This window comes from Streptomyces sp. NPDC042102, from assembly GCF_055582305.1.
The window spans coordinates 96,328-113,260 of the sequence record NZ_JBVJDL010000005.1; the positions used below are offsets into that span (position 1 = coordinate 96,328).

The following is a 16,933-nucleotide window of genomic DNA, read 5'->3' on the forward strand; positions in this document are numbered from 1 at the left end:
TCATGAACGACGGCACCACTCCCACCATCTACGCGTGGATGGGCGGCGCGGAGGCGCTGAACCGCCTCACCGACGCCTTCTACGGCCACGCGCTGGCGGACCCGGTCCTGGCCCCGGTCTTCGCGGGCATGGACCCGGGACACCCCCGGCACGTGGCCGCCTGGCTCGGCGAGGTCTTCGGCGGCCCGGCCGATTACACGGCCCACCACGGCGGCCACCGGCACATGGCCAGCCAGCACCTGGGCCGCCGCATCACCGAGGAGCAGCGCCGCCGCTGGGTGGACCTGCTGCTCGACACGGCGGACGAGGTCGGGCTCCCGACGGACCCGGAGTTCCGCGCCGTCTTCGTCTACTACATCGAGTGGGGCACCCGCATGGCCCTGATCTACTCGGGCGAGGATCCGCCGCCGGTCGGCGCGGCCGATGTCCCCGTGTGGTCCTGGGGCCAGACCCCGCCCTGGATCCCGAAGGCGGACTGACACCCCGCCCGCCCCGCCGGACGGGCCGCCCGCGCGGCCCGTCCGGCGCCGGCGCGCCCACGTGCGCCGCGGCGCCGTACGACGCCTACGGGGTGGTGTCCGGGCGGCGGCGCGGGGGGTCGGCGAGCAGCACCTCCAGCGGGCCGCCGTCCTCCTGCTCGCGCCAGAACTCCACCGCCTCCTCAAGGATCTCCTCGAAGGTCTCCCAGTCCGCCGGCCGCGCCCGCGCGTATCCGCGCCACGCGGTCACCGCGATCAGCCGGCCCTGGGCCGCCGGCAGCCAGGACAGGTCGATCAGGCAGTCCGCCAGCGCGTCCCAGTTCCGCCCGAACCACGGCGGCAGCCGCAGCGCCGCCGCGCACCGCGTCATCAGCTCCGCCTTGCTCCGTACGCCGTCCAGGTCCAGCCGCACCGTCGTCCAGCCCGCCTCCTCGGCGGCCGCCAGGGCCGGGGCGAGCGGCTGCGGGTCCAGGGTCATCGCAGAACCGCCTCGAAGGTCTTGTAGTGGTCGTCCGTGTAGTAGAACTCCCCGCCCGACCCGGTCACGATCCGCCGCGCCCCCCGGTCGCGCGATCCCGGGGTCTTCACGGTGAACTCGTGGTAGTAGCCGCGCTGCTGCCGCGGCAGCGCCTTCTCGAAGTTGCCGAACACCGTCCCGTCCTGCCGGTACGGGTACGGCCCGCCCTTGTCGATGAGCGCCAGCGTGTCCCGGGCCTGCGGCGGCAGCTGCGCCTCCCGCACGGTGGCCATCCCCGCGGCCCAGCCGGGCGTGGCGGCGGCGGGTGCGGAGGCAGCGGCGGTCGCGGCGGTTGTCGGGACCGTGGCGGCCGGCTGCCCGCCGCCGGCGCCGCACCCCGCGACGCCCACCAGGGCGGCACACAGGAACAGCGCGCCCAGCACACGCGACACGAACCGGGGCACGCTCCGCACGATCATGCGCCGATCGTGCCAAACATCAACCCGGTACGCGAATCACCCTTACCCGGACAGACCATACAAACCGGGCGCGCGGTCCGGCGCGCCGGCGGCTACTCGTCGGGGTCGGCCCGCTCCAGCGCCGGCCGCAGGCCCGGCTCGGACTCGGTCAGCAGGTAGTCCGCCGCCGCGGTGTCCGTCACCAGGCTCGTCACCAGGCCCGACCGCAGCACCGCGCCGATCGCCGACGCCTTGCGCAGCCCGCCCGCGATCGCCACGACCTCGGGGATCCGGCGCAGCCGGTCCGCCTCGACCGTGATGCAGCGCTCGCCGAGGTCCCGGCCGACCCGGCGGCCCTGCGCGTCGAAGAGGTGCGCGGACATCTCGGCGGCGACGCCCAGCGAGGCGTAGTGGCCGCGCTCCTCGTCGGTCAGCATGTCGTGCACGGTGGAGATGCCCGGTTCCCAGGAGCCGATCGAGACCGCCGCGACGGTGACCTTGTCGAAGTACTCGAAGGCCCGCGCGATCCCCGTCTGGCTGCGCAGCGCCGCGGCCGTCGCCGGGTCCGGCAGCAGCATCGGGGCGTAGATCGGGTGCGCGTCGCCGCCCGAGACCTGCGCGGCGCGGCGTACGGCCTCCACCGACCCGCGCTCCGCCGTCCCCGCGTCGTAGACGCCGGTCAGCTGGACCACCGTGCACGGCGGCAGCCGGTGCAGGGCGGCGGCCATGTGGATGGTCGACCGGCCCCACGCCAGGCCCAGCACATCGCCCTCGTTGACCAGCTCGCCCAGCAGGTCCGCGGCGACCGCGCCGAGGTTCTCCGGGTCCGGCGCGTCATCGGTCGCGTCGGCCGGGGACTCCACGACGACCGCGTGGCGCAGCCCGTACCGGGCGCGCAGCGCGTCGGAACGCTCCGCGTCGAGCTCGGCCGGCACCCGGATCTCGATGCGTACGAGATCCCGCTCGAGCGCGGTCTCCAGGACCCGGGCCACCTTGAAGCGGCTCACGCCGAACTCCTCGGCGATCTGGATCTTGGACTTGCCCTCGAGGTAGAAGCGGCGGGCCATGGCCGCCGCCTGCACCAGCTCCGCGGGTCCCATCCGCAGGGCTGACCGTCCCGCCGACATTGCAGACACCGCGTTCTCCTCACTGCTGTTCACACTCTCGACTCGCCGTTCATCCTGTCAGATCCGGCGGCCGTTGATCAGCCCGGACAGGTCCGTTCTCCGAGCTGTTCACCGAGGTTTCGCGCAAGGGCGCCTCCTGCGCCTCAGTGGTCGCAGGCCCACGGTGCGGCGGCGATCGCCGCGCCCGCCTGCTCGCGCAGCGTGCGCACCGCGGCGGCCGGGTCGACCGCCCCGTAGACCGCGCTGCCGGCGACGAAGACGTCGGCACCGGCCTCGGCGCAGCGCTCGATCGTCGAGGCCGAGACCCCGCCGTCGACCTGGAGCCACAGCTCCAGTCCGTGCTTGGAGATCAGCTCGCGGGTGCGGCGGATCTTGGGCAGCATCACGTCCAGGAACGGCTGGCCGCCGAAGCCGGGTTCCACGGTCATGATGAGCAGCATGTCGAGCTCGGGGAGGATGTCCTCGTACTGCTCGATCGGCGTGGCGGGCTTGAGGGCCATGGACGCCCGGGCCCCCATGGCGCGGATCTCGCGCGCCAGCCGTACGGGCGCGCCCGCGGCCTCGGCGTGGAAGGTGACCGAGCCGGCGCCCGCCTCCACGTACTGCGGGGCCCAGCGGTCCGGGTCCGCGATCATCAGATGCAGGTCCAGCGGGATGTCCGTGGCGCGGCTGAGCGACTCCACGATCGGCATGCCGAGCGTGAGGTTCGGGACGAAGTGGTTGTCCATGACGTCGACGTGCAGCCAGTCGGCGCCCTCGACTGCCTTCGCCTCGTCGGCGAGTCGCGCGAAATCCGCGGACAGGATGCTGGGATTGATCTGAACGGCCATGCCCCAAGCGTGCCATGCCCCGAGCCGGTTCCCGACCAGACCCCGGGTGTCCGGAACCGAACGGTGACATCGTAGCAATGATGAATCGAGCAACGTCGACCATTCAGTCGCGCTAATGCATGGATCCCGGCGGGGCGGCCGGGTGCGCGACTGCGGCCGTACGCCCCCTGCGCGCCCCCGCGATACGACCCGTGCGCCTGGTGCGCCGGGGGGCTCATGGCGTGAACCCGTCACTCCGCGACCGGTCCGGCACTAGCGTTGCCCCTCCTGAGATCCACGTCACAACGGTCATGGAGGTACGGCGAGTTGGACATTTCTTTACATCTCGCCTGGTCCCGCGCGATGTTCCCGTTCCCCGAGGGGGCGAGGTACCCGAGCGCGCAGTCCTGTTCGGCGGGCGTCCGGCAGGCCGCCCGGAATCTGGCCCGCGCCTACGAGATCCACCTGAAGGACGGCCACGACGAACACGGCCGCTACCTGCTGGGCGTCGGCCTCAACGGCATGGCGGTGGAGCTGGCGGCGACGGACCGGGTGAAGGAGGCCGTCCTGGTGCTCCAGGTCGCGCAGCTGATCCTGTCCGGCGCCGGCGACGGCGCCACCGTCCAGGACCACGAGAAGTTCGAGAAGGCCCTGAAGTTCGGCCAGTACCACCTGCTCACCAACGGAGGCACCTTCTTGCGGGAGCTGCCCCCGCAGTTGGTGGGTCCCATCTGGGACCTCACCGAGATCCTCGTCCTGGACGACCCGGTGGACGCACCCGCCGGCGCGGCCGGGCCCACCGGGCCCACCGGCCTCGACGCCCCCGGCCTCGCCCCCGCCGGCCCCGACACCACGGGCCCCGGCTCAGCCGGCCCGCTCGGCGCCGACGGGAGCGAGGAGGTCGCCGAGCTCGTCATCCGCGTCCCCGTCGCCGCTCCGGACGACAGCGCCCCGGAGTCCACCGAGGACCTGGTGCGCCGGCTGTCGGCGCGCTGGACCTCCGAACGGGCACCGATGGAGGAGCGCAGCAAGGCCCTCTTCACCTACTTCAACGAGGTCAGCGGCAAGCACGGCGGCTTCGGCCGGGAACTGGGCAAGCTCTACCGCGAGGACGTGCGGGCGGTGGCGGAGCTGCTGCCGCGGGGGCTGCCCTCCGAGCGCCAGGAGCTGCACAACTTCGCCCAGGACATGCGGGGCGCCGCCGGCCGGATGAAGGCCCTGGAGGAGCGCCGCCGGCGCTGGCTGGTCTCGGCCACCGCCAACCACTGGATGTGGCGGATGCCCAACGGCTTCCCCACCAACCGGCCCCAGGTCCTCAACGACCTCGTCGGCTACCTGCGCTCCTTCATCAACAGCGACCTGAAGTACCTGGACTCGGCCCGCGACCTCATCCTCGACTGCGTGGAGATCCAGGTCCGCGTCGCCCACGAGGTCCCGCCGGTCTTCCTCGACCAGTACGCCAAGCTGCGGGAGTTCGCCCTCGAATCCGTCGGTACCTGGCTGAGCCAGTCCGGCCCCAACCCGGTCCTGCCCCAGGACAGCGACCGCGATCCGCGCGTGAACGTCCGCGGCTACGACGGCCGGCTCTCCCCCGCCCCGCGCCACACCTGGCCCGAGATCCTGCTGCGGCACTGGCAGAGCGCCGGCGCGCGCAACGGCGCCTGCTTCGCGCTGGCCTCCGTCGCCGGCTGGGACGAGACCTGCGCGCACTGGCTCATCGACACGATCTTCGACCGCTCCACCGACCCGCTCAGGGACACCGACCGGGAGGCCTGGACGCGCGACGTGAGCGCGCTGATGGCAGCGGCCGGCAAGGTCCGTATCGCGAACAACCCCTGGGCGTACGAGAAGACGGCCGACTTCCGCTCCACCGCCATCACCAGCGACAGCGCCGGCCGGCTGCGGATCCCCTCCCCCGTCCTGCAGGCGGCGGTCGCCCAGGGCCTGTCCCCCGGCCAGGTCGTCACCGTGCACGGCAAGCTCTTCGAGGGCCGCCGGATGCCCACGTACCTGCTCACCAACCGCTACGGCCCGCAGTCCGTCCTCAAGGTCGACCAGCGCGACAAGGTCCTGCGGGAGGTGCGCAACTTCACGGAGTACGCGGAGCGGCTCCACCCGAACAACCGTCCCAGCAAGTGCGAATCGCACGCGATGGAGATGTACCTCGGCGACAACGGCGAACCGATGCGCGCCATCGAGACGGCGTACGCGTTCGAGGAGGGCGAGGTACCGCACACGCTCAGCGGCTGGATCCGGACCGCCTCCCCCGAACGCGCCGTCAAGGTCATCGACCGGCTGCTGCTGACCAACATGCGGCCCTGGCTCGCCCACAGCCGCCGCGACCGCATCGACCTGCGCGCCGAGTACCCCGTCTTCCGCCCGGCCCCCGCGCCGAACAAGCAGTCGCCGTCCAGCTGGGCCGAGACGGAACTGGCCGCGCTGGCCAACGACGACGTACGCGCCGCGCTCGGCATGGCGCTCGGCTCCGGCGAGCGGAAGGCCACCTGGGCCCCGTCGGCGCCCGGCCTGAAGGAGGCCATGCGGTGCCTGCCCGGGGTCGAGACGGTCAATCCGCTGTGGTTCGCCTCCGAACTGGCCGAGCGCGGCGGCGGCGCCTTCGAGGACATCATCAACTCCTTCCGGATCGGCCTGCTCGACTTCGACACCACCCTGGCGCTGTCCCACGGTGACCTGCACCTGGACAACGTGCTGTGCACCCTGGGCGGCGAACTGCCCAAGCCGGTGCTCATCGACTTCGAGAGCGCGCACTACGGCCACGTGTGCAAGGACTTCGCCCGGCTGGAGGCGAGCCTGCTGTGCCAGGTGTTCACCTGGGACGCGGCCGCCGCGGCCCGGGTCGCGTCCTGGGTCGCCGAGCCCCTCGCGCGGACCGAGCCCGCGCCGCCCGAGGCCCCGGACCTGCTGCCGCAGGTGCCCAAGGAGGGGGAGCTGAGCAAGAACGAGCGGCTCGTCCTCGACGCCACCCGCAAGATCCGGGAGGTGGCGGTCGGCTGCGGGCAGGGCCACTGGCCGATCGACGTGGCGGAGTACCACCTGGCGCTCGCCGGCGCGCTGATCCCGATGGTGCGCTACTCGACGATGGAGGTATCCCAGCGCCAGTTCGCGCTCACGCTGAGTACGGTGGTGACGTCCGCCCTCTGGCACCGTTGGAGCGCCCTCGTCACGGAAGGCTCATGACCGTATGAACGCGTGGATAGGCACGGTGATCGCGCTCGCCGCGCTCGTCCTGTCGGGGATCACCGCCTACGTCCAGCACCGCAACCGCAAACGGGAGGTCCTGGGGGCGCAGGTGACCGCGTACTTCCACCGCACCTCCGACTTCGCCAAGATCAAACTGCCGGACGGCTCGATCCGCCAGGCCGGCTACCACCTGGTGATCTGGAACCACGGCCCGGCGCCCGCCGAGCGGGTCGGGATCGTGGTCGAGGACACCGAGGGCGGGAGCGTCGTGGAGCTCGCGGACAGCCCGCCCGAGGAGTTCCCGATCGCGCGCCTCGACAAGGACGGCCGCTACCCGGTCCCGTGGCTCCCCGTCGCCTCCGCCCACCGCGGCGCGCGCCGGTTCACGGTCCGCCTCAGCTGGCACGACGGCAACGGGGAGCAGGAACGGCTGCTCCCGCTGCGGCGCGGCCAGACCAACCTCTGACCCCGCCCGCGACCGTGGCGCGGTCCCGCCGGTTGGCGGGACCGCGCCACGGTCGTGTCCGGGCGGTGCTCAGGCGGTGCTCAGGCGGTACGGCGCAGCAGCGCCAGGTACATCGCGTCCGTGCCGTGCAGGTGCGGCCACAGCTGGATGTCCGGGCCGTCGCCCAGCGCCGGGACCCCGGGCAGGTACGGCCGGGCGTCGACGAGTTCGGCGGCCACCGGCTCCTGGCCGCCGCGGCCCTTGAGGACGTCCTCGACGACGACCCGGGTCTCCGCCAGGTGCGGGGAACAGGTCGCGTAGCCGACCACGCCGCCCACGCGCACCGCGGACAGCGCCTCGCGCAGCAGGGCGCGCTGGAGCGGCGAGAAGCCGTCCAGGTCCTCGGGCCGGCGGCGCCAGCGGGCCTCGGGGCGCCGGCGCAGGGCGCCAAGGCCCGTGCACGGCACGTCCATCAGGACCCGGTCGAAGGAGCCCGGCAGCCACGGCGGACGGGTGCCGTCCGCCGTGATGACCTGGTACGGGCCGGGGTTGCCGGCCAGCGCCCGCCCGACGAGGCGGGCCCGGTGCGGCTGCTTCTCCGAGGCGAGCAGGAACGCGCCCCGCTCGGCGGCCAGCGCGCCCAGCAGGGCCGCCTTGCCGCCCGGCCCCGCGCACCCGTCCAGCCAGCGCGCGTCGCGGCCCTCCACCGGTACGTTCGCCAGGGCGATGGCGACCAGCTGGCTGCCCTCGTCCTGGACGCCCGCGCGGCCCTCGCGGACCGCCTCCAGGGCGCCCGGCTCACCGCCCTCGGCGAGCCGGACGGCGTACGGCGACCAGCGGCCGGTCAGGCCCGACTCCTCGCCGACGGCGGCCAGCAGCTCCTGCGGGGTGGACCGGCCGGGGCGGGCCACCAGCGTGACCTCCGGCCGCTCGTTGTCGGCCTCCAGCAGGTCCTCGATGCCGGCCCGGCCGCCGCCCAGGGAATCCCACAGCGCGGAGACGACCCACCGCGGATGCGAGTGGACGACCGCGAGGTGGTCCTCGGCGTCGTCCTCGTACGGCGGCGCGACCTGCGCCACCCAGGCGTCCAGGTCCTGAGCCGCGATCTTGCGCAGGACGGCGTTGACGAACTTCGCGCGCCCGTCGCCGAGCACCACCCGGGCGAGCTCGACGCTCGCCGACACGGCCGCGTGCGGCGGGATCCGGGTGCCCAGCAGCTGGTGCGCGCCCAGCGAGAGCACGTCCAGCACCGGCGGGTCCACCTCGCGCAGCGGCCGGTCGATGCAGGCGGCGATGATCGCGTCGTAGGTGCCCTGGCGGCGCAGCGTCCCGTACACGAGCTCGGTCGCCAGTGCGGCGTCGCGCGCCTGGAAGTTCTCGTCCTGGCGGGCCTTGCGCAGCAGCGGCGGGAGGACCAGGTTCGCGTACGCGTCACGCTCGTCCACGGCCCGCAGGACCTCGAAGGCGAGGATCCGTACGGGGTCCTTCTTGGGCCTGCGGTGCGGCTTGGCCTGCTTCGGCGGGCCGCTGCGACGGGGCTGTTCGCTCACGTGAAAGGTGCTCCGGGAGTATGGGCTGCTCAAGCCCGAGTGCGCTGGAATGCGAGGGACGTACGGGAGGTGGGGTGCGGTCGGGTGGGCGGGGATACCGCTACGGTCAGCCTACGTCCGTCCCGCCCAGCCGCTCACCGGGAGCGATCCGGACCCCGCGCGCCCAGTCCGCCCCGGCCATCGGCTTCTTGCCCTGCGGCTGCACCCACAGCAGCTCGACGGCGTGCGAGCCGGTGCCGACGTGGACGTGGTTCTTGGCCGGGGCCAGCTCGCCGGGCGCCAGGTCCGTGCGGTCGGGCACCAGGCCCACGGAGATCAGCTTCAGGCGCTCGCCGCGGAAGACGGTCCAGGCGCCGGGCGCCGGGGTGCAGCCGCGTACGACCCGGTCGGCGCGCAGCGCCGGAGCGGTCCAGTCCACCCGGGCGTCCTCGACGGTGATCTTCGGGGCGAGCGAGACGCCGTCGGCGGGCTGCTCGACGGCGCGCAGCGTGCCGTCCTCGATGCCGTCCATGGTGGCGGACAGCAGCCCGGCGCCCGCGAAGGCGAGCCGGGTCAGCAGGTCGCCGCTGGTGTCGGTGGGGCGGACGTCCTCCGTCAGCACCCCGTAGACGGGCCCGGAGTCCAGGCCCTCCTCGATGAGGAAGGTGGACGCGCCGGTCACGGCGTCGCCCGCCATGATCGAGTGCTGCACGGGCGCGGCGCCGCGCCAGGCGGGCAGCAGCGAGAAGTGCAGGTTGACCCAGCCCAGGCGCGGGATGTCCAGGGCGCTCTTGGGGATCAGGGCGCCGTAGGCGACGACCGGGCAGCAGTCCGGGGCGATCTCGCGCAGCCGCTCCTGGAATTCGGGGTCGCGCGGCCGGGCGGGCCTGAGGACCTCGATGCCAGCCTCCAGGGCGCGCTCGGCGACCGGGCTGGCGACCAGCCGCCGGCCGCGGCCGGCGGGGGCGTCGGGCCGGGTGACGACGGCGGCGACCTCGTGCCGCCCGGAGGCGATGAGGGCGTCCAGGGCGGGCACGGCGACCTCGGGGGTGCCGGCGAAGACGAGCTTCACTGGGGTCTACCTCGCTATCTCGGCGGTCAGCAGCGCACCAGTCTATGGGGCGGCCGCGCAGGGGGCGTACGCACGTATGCGCGCCTCTCGCATATGCCGACACGCCCCCGGTGCGTGACTTCCTTGCCGCATGGAGCGTTGGTCAAGAGAGATTGACCGAAACGGGCCGCGATTGAACGGTGTGTGCGGCCCGATCCGCTCTTCAGCACCGGTTCGAGAGGCTTCTTCATGGCCGACCACGCCACCCACGACGCCCAAGCGCGGGCCAGCCTGCACCTCCTGGTGCGGGACATCGAGCGGGTCCGCCGACAGGTGGATGCTCTGCGTACGCTCACCGCCCAGCTCGGCAACGTGTACCGTCCGCGCCGCTCCGGTCCCTCCACGGGGTTCGTCGTCTACGGCCGCGCGCCCGCCCCCACCGTCCGCCTCGCCCAGGAGCTGCGGGACAGCGTCGAGACCCTGGTCACCGCCGCGGTGGACTTCGACCGCTCGCTCGGCTTCTCGTGGGACGCCGTCGGCTCCGCGCTCGGGGTCACCAAGCAGGCCGTGCACCGCCGGTACGGCGCGCGCCGCGCGCAGGCCGCGGAGAGCACGGAACCGCTGGCCGAGGGCACCCCGACCCGCCCGCTGCCGATGTCCACGGTGCCGGCCGCCCGCGCGATGCCGCCGCAGCCGCTGCGCGAGGAGGCCACGTCCCGCCCGGCGGTCTTCCCCGGGCCCCGCAACGGCTGACCCGCTCCGGCCACCGCTGCTCCCACGCCGCCCGGCGCCCTCCCCCGGCACCGGGCGGCTCCTTCATGCCGTCGCGGTACTTCCAGCCCGGGCGTCGGCCCGTGCGCCGCCCGTGCCGTCAGCCGATCTCCAGCGGATCGATACGGACCCGGACCGCCTCGGCGGCCGGGACCCCGCGGGCCAGGCGGGCGGCCTGGGCGGACTTGAGGGCGGCCGCCAGCGCGGCGCCGCTGCCCGGCGGGACCCGGACCAGGGCCCGCTCGCCCGGGGAGGGCTCGCCGCGCCGGCCCGGCACCGGCACGGGGCCCAGCACCTCGGCGTCCGGCGGCAGTTCGACGGCGGCCAGGAACGAGGCGAGCGCCTCGGGCCGGCCGGCGACCGACGCCATCCGCGAGACCGGCGGGAAGCCGAGCTGCGCGCGCTCGGCGAGCTCGCGCACCGCGTGCCCGACCGGGTCCCAGCGCACCAGGGCCTGCACCGGCCGCAGCGTCGGCTCGGCGACCACCACGACCTGCCCGTCGCCGCGCACCAAGGAGGCCGCGGCGATCCAGCGGCGCAGCGCGTCCTCGCCGGCCCGCAGATCGGGGCGGCCGAGCATCGCCCAGCCGTCGAGCAGCAGCCCGGCCGCGTAGCCCGCGCCCTCGGCGACCGGTTCGGCGCCGGGGGTGCACACGATCAGGGCGGGCCGGTCCGGGACGGTGTCGAGGACGTGGTCACGGCCCGAGGTGCGCACCGGCACCGCCGGGAAGGCCCGGCCCAGTTCCTCGGCGGTACGGCGGGCTCCGACGACCTGGGCGCGCAGCCGGAAGGAGCCGCACTCCTCGCAGTGCCAGGACGGCTCGCCGCTCCCGCACCACCCGCACCGCAGGTCCCGCTCGTCGGGTGCCTCCAGCGGGCCGGCGCAGGTCCGGCAGCGGGCGGGGGTGCGGCAGCGCTCGCAGGCCAGCCGGGGCGCGTACCCGCGCCGGGGCACCTGGACCAGCACCGGTCCGTCCTTGAGTCCTTCGCGTACGGTCTCCCAGGCCAGGCTCGGCAGCCGGGCGGCGCGGGCGGCCCCGTCCCGGGCCAGCAGCTCGTCGCCGACGGTGCGGATGCGCGGGGCGGCCGCCCGTACGGTCTCGCGGTCGGCGGTGACGGGCCGGGCCCAGCCGGACTCGACCAGCTGGGCGGCCTCCACCGTGCAGCTGGTGCCGCCGGCCAGGAAGGCGCAGCCCTCGCTGACCGCCCGCAGCTCCAGCACCTCGCGCACGTGCGGGAAGGGCGCGTTGTCGTCGCTGTGGCTGGAGTCCCCGTCGTCCCAGACGGCGACCAGGCCGAGGTTCCGCACGGGGGCGAACATCGCCGCACGGGTGCCGATGACGGCTCCGACCGAGCCGCGGTGGACCGCGAGCCACTGCCGGTAGCGCTTCTCGGGTCCGGACTCGGCCGTCAGCAGGGCGTGCCGGCCCTCGCCGGCCAGCGCGGTCAGGGCGGCGTCGACCCGGGCGGCGGTGCGGCCGTCGGGCAGCACGGCCAGGGCGCCGCGCCCGGAGGCGAGGGTGGCCGCCATGGCACGGGCCAGTTCGTCGGCCCAGCCGGGTCCCGGCAGGGCGGTCCACACCGCGCGCGGGGCGGCGCCGGTGGCCAGGGCCCGCAGGAAGGCGGGCCCGGCCGGATAGCGCGACCAGCCACCCGGTCCGGGCACGGCGGGCGCGGGCAGCGGCTCCGGGGAGGGCTTGGCCTCGGCGCGGGCGTTGCGCGGGGGCAGGGCCAGCTGGAGGACGTCGGCCAGGGAGCCGGCGTAGCGGTCGGCGACGGCCCGGGCCAGGGCCAGCATCCCGGGGGTGAGGACGACCTCGGGCGAGACGACGTGGGCGAGGGCGGCCAGCGGGCCGTTGTAGTCGGTGTCGGCGCGGCGCTCGACGACGAACCCGTCGATCAGCCCGCCGCCCTCGCGGCGGCCGCCGTGCACCTGGTGGGCCCCGGCGCCGAACCGGACCCGGACCCGGACGCCGGGCCGGGCGGCCTCGGAGAGCTCCTCGGGGACGGCGTAGTCCCACAGCTGGTCCAGGTGGAGCACGCCCTTGTTGACCAGGATCCGCGCGACCGGCAGCTCCTTGGCGAGCGCGGCCCCGCGCCAGGTGCGCGGCTTGGCCCTGGGCGCCCTGGCCTTGGCCTCGGCGACCATCTCCCGCATGAGCGCGAGCTGCTCCGGCGGACCGCCCGGACCCTCGTCCCCGGCCCGCTGTTCGGAATCGTTCGCACTGCTCACAGCTGCATTCTTACCAAACGGCACCGACAGCCGGTCCCCTCCCGGCCGCCCGGCGGCGGGGCCGGGGCCGGGAACGCCGTACGGCCCCGGACCAGCAGGTCCGGGGCCGTACGGGTGCGCCGGGGCGGGCGCGGTAATGCTTAGAGGCCGGCGGCCGCGCGCAGCGCGTCCACGCGGTCGGTGCGCTCCCAGGTGAAGTCCGGCAGCTCACGGCCGAAGTGGCCGTACGCGGCGGTCTGGGCGTAGATCGGGCGCAGCAGGTCGAGGTCGCGGATGATCGCGGCCGGGCGGAGGTCGAAGACCTCGGCGATGGCGTGCTCGATCTTGGCGACGTCCACCTTGGCGGTGCCGAAGGTCTCGACGAACAGGCCCACCGGCTCGGCCTTGCCGATCGCGTAGGCGACCTGGACCTCGCAGCGGCCGGCGAGACCGGCGGCCACGACGTTCTTGGCGACCCAGCGCATGGCGTAGGCGGCCGAGCGGTCGACCTTGGACGGGTCCTTGCCGGAGAAGGCGCCGCCGCCGTGCCGGGCCATGCCGCCGTAGGTGTCGATGATGATCTTGCGACCGGTGAGGCCGGCGTCGCCCATCGGGCCGCCGATCTCGAAGCGGCCGGTCGGGTTGACCAGCAGGCGGTAGCCGTCGGTGTCCAGCTTGATGCCGTCCTCGACGAGCTGCTTGAGGACGTGCTCGACGACGAACTCGCGGATGTCGGGCGCGAGCAGCGAGTCGAGGTCGATGTCCGAGGCGTGCTGCGAGGAGACGACGACCGTGTCGAGGCGGACCGGCTTGTCACCGTCGTACTCGATGGTGACCTGGGTCTTGCCGTCGGGGCGCAGGTACGGGATGGTCCCGTTCTTGCGCACCTCGGAGAGCCGGCGCGACAGACGGTGCGCCAGCTCGATCGGGAGCGGCATGAAGTTCGGGGTCTCGTCGGTGGCGTACCCGAACATCAGGCCCTGGTCACCGGCACCCTGACGGTCGAGCTCGTCCTCGTCGCCCTCGACGCGGGTCTCGTACGCCGTGTCGACACCCTGGGCGATGTCGGGCGACTGCGCGCCGATGGACGTCGAGACGCCGCAGGAGGCGCCGTCGAAGCCCTTCTTCGAGGAGTCGTAGCCGATCTCCAGGATCTTCTCGCGGACGAGCTGCGCGATCGGCGCGTAGGCCTTCGTGGTCACCTCGCCCGCGATGTGCACGAGACCGGTGGTGATCAGGGTCTCGACGGCGACGCGGGAGGTCGGGTCCTCGCGCAGCAGGGCGTCGAGGATCGTGTCGCTGATCTGGTCAGCGATCTTGTCGGGGTGGCCCTCGGTGACGGACTCCGAGGTGAACAGGCGGCGGGACACATCGCTCCCTGGGGTTGCAGCGGCTGCTGGCTGATCATTTGGCGGAACAGTACCGGGGGCTGCGCCCGGTCACATTCCGAATGCAGTTTATCGGTCAGGACCGGCCACGGGACCACCCGTCTCGCCTTCTGGGAGCCTTGTGACCTGCGGCACTCCATTCTGACGCACACGGGGTCCGCCGGAAAGAGCCGTTTCCTCAGGCGCGTCGCGCCGCCAGCCGGGGCGCGACCTGGTCCCAGATCGCATCGGCCAGGGCTTCCTTCGGGCCATGGGGTACGGGCGTTTCGGCTCCGTCGGAGGTGAGGATCACAGCCTCGTTCTCCTCCGATCCGAAGGTCTTCAGCTCGCCGACCTCATTGACGACGAGCAGGTCACAGCCCTTGCGCGCCAGCTTGGCCCGGCCGTTGGCCAGGACGTCGTCGGTCTCGGCGGCGAACCCGACCACGACCTGGCCGGTCCGGGGCCGGTCGGCCGAGATCTCGGCGAGGATGTCCGGATTGCGTACGAGGGCGACGGGTGCCGGCTCCTGCCCGTCCTTCTTCTTGATCTTCCCCTCGGCGTACTCGGCGGGCCGGAAGTCCGCCACGGCCGCCGCCATGACCACCGCGTCGGCGTCCGCGGCGGCCTTCAGCACGGCCTCCCGCAGCTGGACGGCCGTGCCCACGCGGACGACGTCCACCCCGGCGGGGTCGGGCAGCGCGGTGTTGGCCGCGACCAGGGTGACCCGGGCGCCGCGCGCGGCCGCGGTACGGGCCAGGGCGTACCCCTGCTTGCCGGAGGAACGGTTGCCCAGGAACCGCACCGGGTCCAGCGGCTCGCGGGTGCCGCCCGCGCTGACGACGACGTGGTGTCCGGCCAGGTCGGGCCGGGCGGCGTGACCCCGGCGCAGGACGTGGCGGCAGACCTCGTAGATCTCCTCCGGCTCGGGCAGCCGGCCCTTGCCGGTGTCCTTGCCGGTCAGCCGGCCGACGGCGGGCTCGATGACGACGGCGCCGCGGCGGCGCAGCGTGGCGACGTTCTCCTGGGTGGCCGGGTGCTCCCACATCTCGGTGTGCATGGCGGGCGCGAAGACCACCGGGCAGCGGGCCGTGAGCAGGGTGTTGGTCAGCAGGTCGTCGGCGAGGCCGTGGGCCGCCCTGGCCAGCAGGTCGGCGGTCGCGGGGGCGACGACGACGAGGTCGGCGCCCTGGCCGATCCGCACGTGCGGGACCTCGTGGACGCTCTCCCAGACCTCGGTCGAGGCGGGGTTGCCGGAGAGCGCGGCCCACGTGGCCTCCCCGACGAAGTGCAGCGAGGAGTCGGTCGGCACCACCCGTACGTCGTGACCGGACTCGGTCAGCCGGCGCAGCAGCTCGCACGCCTTGTAGGCGGCGATGCCACCGCTGACCCCCAGCACGACCTTCGGCTTGTCCACTGCGTCTCCCGCTCCCGCTCGTCGGTTGTCGTCGTACGTGTGCGTACCTGTGAAGTACCTATGACACACCACAGGCCCGGCAGCGGTGCTGCCGGGCCTGTGATGAAGGATGTCGTGCCTTACTGGGCCGGGGCCTCGATGGCCTCGGAGGTCAGCAGACCCGCGTTGATCTCGCGCAGTGCGATCGAAAGCGGCTTCTCGTGGACGTGGGTGTCCACCAGCGGGCCGACGTACTCGAGCAGGCCCTCACCGAGCTGCGAGTAGTACGCGTTGATCTGACGCGCGCGCTTGGCCGCGTAGATCACGAGGCTGTACTTCGAGTCCGTGGCCTCGAGCAGCTCGTCGATCGGCGGGTTGATGATGCCCTCGGGCGCGGTGATGGAAGAGGACACGCTCTACCTTCCGAAGATGGGTAAAAGATCAAACAACTTCCATCAAGGCTAGCAGCTCACGCGCCACGTCCTCGACGGAGGTGTTGACCAGGGTGGTGTCGAACTCCGATTCGGCAGCGAGCTCGACCTTGGCGGCGCCCAGTCGGCGCTCGATGACCTCCGGGGACTCCGTGCCCCGGCCGGTGAGCCGGCGGACCAGCTCCTCCCAGCTCGGCGGGGCGAGGAAGACCAGGAGGGCCTCCGGCATGGACTCCCGGACCTGCCGGGCGCCCTGGAGGTCGATCTCCAGCAGCACGGGCTCGCCGCTGTCGAGACGCTCGTGGACGGCCGCACGGGGGGTGCCGTAACGGTTGCCCGCGAACTCCGCCCACTCCAGCAGCTCGCCGTTGGCGATCAGCTTGTCGAATTCGTCGTCGGTGACGAAGAAGTAGTGGACACCGTGCCGCTCACCGGGTCGCGGTTTACGGGTGGTGGCCGACACCGAGAGCCATACCTCGGGGTGGGCCTTGCGCATATGCGCGACGACCGTGCTCTTGCCGACCCCGGAGGGGCCGGAGAGCACGGTCAGCCGCGGACGAACCTCTGCTGCCATGAAGCGATTATCCAGGTTCCAGGGACTGCCTGAGAACGCCGGACGAACTTCGGGCGACGCCTCAGGCGGCCTTGCCGCCGAACTCGCGCTCCAGGGAAGCGATCTGGTTGGAGCCGAGACCCCTGACACGCCGGGACTCGGAGATGCCGAGGCGCTCCATGATCTGCTTGGCGCGGACCTTGCCCACGCCCGGCAGGGACTCCAGGAGAGCGGAGACCTTCATCTTGCCGATGACCTCGTTCTTCTGGCCCTGCTCGATGACGTCGTGCAGGGAGGCACCGGAGTGCTTGAGTCGATTCTTCACCTCGGCCCGCTCCCGGCGAGCCGCGGCGGCCTTTTCGAGCGCGGCTGCGCGCTGTTCAGGGGTAAGGGGCGGAAGAGCCACGCCTACGTCACCTCGGATGTCGAACTGTCGGATACGGACCGGTGGGCAACCCATGGCGCCACACCTGGTGAGCGCGCGAACAGCGGTTGTGCAGCAGTTCTGCTCGTTCGCTCTGGTCGGAGACTAGCGGCCATGGCCGCTCCAGTCAGCGAGAACGGACGAAAAGTCCTGGTCAGCCTCCACTGAACCGTACATCACGGACAAAGTACCCGGGTTTTGTCCGGTCTCGACCCTCCGATTT

At 73.2% G+C, this 16,933-nt stretch carries 16 protein-coding genes; 4 read left to right on the forward strand and 12 right to left on the reverse strand.

Features of this window, described 5'->3' with window-relative positions:
• The first annotated feature begins 2 nt into the window (after positions 1-2).
• Positions 3-479, forward strand: coding sequence for a group II truncated hemoglobin (locus tag ACZ6KO_RS22535; RefSeq protein WP_469305802.1), 477 nt, complete (start codon positions 3-5; stop codon positions 477-479).
• 85 nt (positions 480-564) lie between these two features.
• Here ACZ6KO_RS22535 and ACZ6KO_RS22540 read toward each other — a convergent pair whose 3' ends face one another.
• The 4 genes from ACZ6KO_RS22540 to rpe form a co-directional block, all read right to left on the reverse strand.
• Complete coding sequence (locus tag ACZ6KO_RS22540) at positions 565-957, reverse strand: barstar family protein (RefSeq protein WP_469305803.1); 393 nt, start codon at positions 955-957, stop codon at positions 565-567.
• Positions 954-1,415 (reverse strand): guanyl-specific ribonuclease, encoded by a 462-nt coding sequence (locus ACZ6KO_RS22545; RefSeq protein WP_469305804.1) that lies wholly within the window; start codon positions 1,413-1,415, stop codon positions 954-956. The genes ACZ6KO_RS22540 and ACZ6KO_RS22545 overlap by 4 nt, the downstream gene beginning before the upstream one ends.
• A gap of 92 nt (positions 1,416-1,507) precedes the next feature.
• Positions 1,508-2,521: a sugar-binding transcriptional regulator gene (locus ACZ6KO_RS22550; protein ID WP_401449624.1), complete on the reverse strand. Its 1,014-nt coding sequence runs from the start codon at positions 2,519-2,521 to the stop codon at positions 1,508-1,510.
• 143 nt (positions 2,522-2,664) lie between these two features.
• Positions 2,665-3,351 (reverse strand): ribulose-phosphate 3-epimerase, encoded by a 687-nt coding sequence (rpe, locus tag ACZ6KO_RS22555; protein WP_469305805.1) that lies wholly within the window; start codon positions 3,349-3,351, stop codon positions 2,665-2,667.
• A gap of 306 nt (positions 3,352-3,657) precedes the next feature.
• Here rpe and ACZ6KO_RS22560 point away from each other — a divergent pair, with 306 nt between their 5' ends.
• On the forward strand, positions 3,658-6,528 hold the full coding sequence (locus ACZ6KO_RS22560) for a phosphotransferase (RefSeq protein WP_469305806.1): 2,871 nt from the start codon (positions 3,658-3,660) through the stop codon (positions 6,526-6,528).
• A gap of 4 nt (positions 6,529-6,532) precedes the next feature.
• Complete coding sequence (locus ACZ6KO_RS22565) at positions 6,533-6,997, forward strand: hypothetical protein (protein ID WP_469305807.1); 465 nt, start codon at positions 6,533-6,535, stop codon at positions 6,995-6,997.
• A gap of 80 nt (positions 6,998-7,077) precedes the next feature.
• On the opposite strand, the gene ACZ6KO_RS22570 is transcribed toward ACZ6KO_RS22565, so the two are convergent.
• Together ACZ6KO_RS22570 and fmt are read right to left on the reverse strand one after the other, a co-directional pair.
• Positions 7,078-8,526, reverse strand: a complete 1,449-nt coding sequence (locus ACZ6KO_RS22570) for an RsmB/NOP family class I SAM-dependent RNA methyltransferase (RefSeq protein ID WP_469305808.1) — start codon at positions 8,524-8,526, stop codon at positions 7,078-7,080.
• Positions 8,527-8,632: 106 nt separating this feature from the next.
• Complete coding sequence (gene fmt, locus ACZ6KO_RS22575) at positions 8,633-9,577, reverse strand: methionyl-tRNA formyltransferase (protein ID WP_469305809.1); 945 nt, start codon at positions 9,575-9,577, stop codon at positions 8,633-8,635.
• A gap of 228 nt (positions 9,578-9,805) precedes the next feature.
• On the opposite strand from fmt, the gene ACZ6KO_RS22580 reads away from it, so the two are divergent.
• Positions 9,806-10,309 carry a hypothetical protein gene (locus ACZ6KO_RS22580; protein ID WP_469305810.1) on the forward strand — a complete coding sequence of 168 codons (504 nt, stop codon included), beginning with the start codon at positions 9,806-9,808 and terminating at the stop codon, positions 10,307-10,309.
• A 118-nt stretch (positions 10,310-10,427) separates the two neighbouring features.
• Here the strand turns inward: ACZ6KO_RS22580 and ACZ6KO_RS22585 are convergent, their stop codons facing one another.
• The 6 genes from ACZ6KO_RS22585 to ACZ6KO_RS22610 form a co-directional block, all read right to left on the reverse strand.
• Positions 10,428-12,560: a primosomal protein N' gene (locus ACZ6KO_RS22585; RefSeq protein ID WP_469305811.1), complete on the reverse strand. Its 2,133-nt coding sequence runs from the start codon at positions 12,558-12,560 to the stop codon at positions 10,428-10,430.
• 140 nt (positions 12,561-12,700) lie between these two features.
• A complete protein-coding gene (metK, locus tag ACZ6KO_RS22590) occupies positions 12,701-13,909 on the reverse strand; it encodes a methionine adenosyltransferase (protein ID WP_469305812.1) in 1,209 nt (402 codons plus the stop codon).
• 196 nt (positions 13,910-14,105) lie between these two features.
• The gene (coaBC, locus tag ACZ6KO_RS22595; RefSeq protein WP_469305813.1) at positions 14,106-15,323 is read right to left on the reverse strand and encodes a bifunctional phosphopantothenoylcysteine decarboxylase/phosphopantothenate--cysteine ligase CoaBC; all 1,218 of its coding nucleotides are present in this window, start codon (positions 15,321-15,323) and stop codon (positions 14,106-14,108) included.
• A gap of 119 nt (positions 15,324-15,442) precedes the next feature.
• Positions 15,443-15,715: a DNA-directed RNA polymerase subunit omega gene (gene rpoZ / locus ACZ6KO_RS22600; protein WP_004948662.1), complete on the reverse strand. Its 273-nt coding sequence runs from the start codon at positions 15,713-15,715 to the stop codon at positions 15,443-15,445.
• A 28-nt stretch (positions 15,716-15,743) separates the two neighbouring features.
• Positions 15,744-16,307: a guanylate kinase gene (gmk, locus tag ACZ6KO_RS22605; protein ID WP_469305814.1), complete on the reverse strand. Its 564-nt coding sequence runs from the start codon at positions 16,305-16,307 to the stop codon at positions 15,744-15,746.
• Between the two features lie 61 nt (positions 16,308-16,368).
• Positions 16,369-16,692 (reverse strand): integration host factor, encoded by a 324-nt coding sequence (locus ACZ6KO_RS22610; protein ID WP_366002949.1) that lies wholly within the window; start codon positions 16,690-16,692, stop codon positions 16,369-16,371.
• Positions 16,693-16,933: the final 241 nt, after the last annotated feature.

Excerpts from the sequence above, each read along its gene's own strand:
- ACZ6KO_RS22550 (WP_401449624.1), bottom strand. The coding sequence starts at position 2,521 with ATGTCGGCGGGACGGTCAGCCCTGCGGATGGGACCCGCGGAGCTGGTG.
- rpe (WP_469305805.1), bottom strand. The coding sequence starts at position 3,351 with ATGGCCGTTCAGATCAATCCCAGCATCCTGTCCGCGGATTTCGCGCGA.
- ACZ6KO_RS22535 (WP_469305802.1), top strand. The coding sequence starts at position 3 with ATGAACGACGGCACCACTCCCACCATCTACGCGTGGATGGGCGGCGCG.
- gmk (WP_469305814.1), bottom strand. The coding sequence starts at position 16,307 with ATGGCAGCAGAGGTTCGTCCGCGGCTGACCGTGCTCTCCGGCCCCTCC.
- ACZ6KO_RS22565 (WP_469305807.1), top strand. The coding sequence starts at position 6,533 with ATGAACGCGTGGATAGGCACGGTGATCGCGCTCGCCGCGCTCGTCCTG.
- ACZ6KO_RS22545 (WP_469305804.1), bottom strand. The coding sequence starts at position 1,415 with ATGATCGTGCGGAGCGTGCCCCGGTTCGTGTCGCGTGTGCTGGGCGCG.
- ACZ6KO_RS22540 (WP_469305803.1), bottom strand. The coding sequence starts at position 957 with ATGACCCTGGACCCGCAGCCGCTCGCCCCGGCCCTGGCGGCCGCCGAG.
- ACZ6KO_RS22580 (WP_469305810.1), top strand. The coding sequence starts at position 9,806 with ATGGCCGACCACGCCACCCACGACGCCCAAGCGCGGGCCAGCCTGCAC.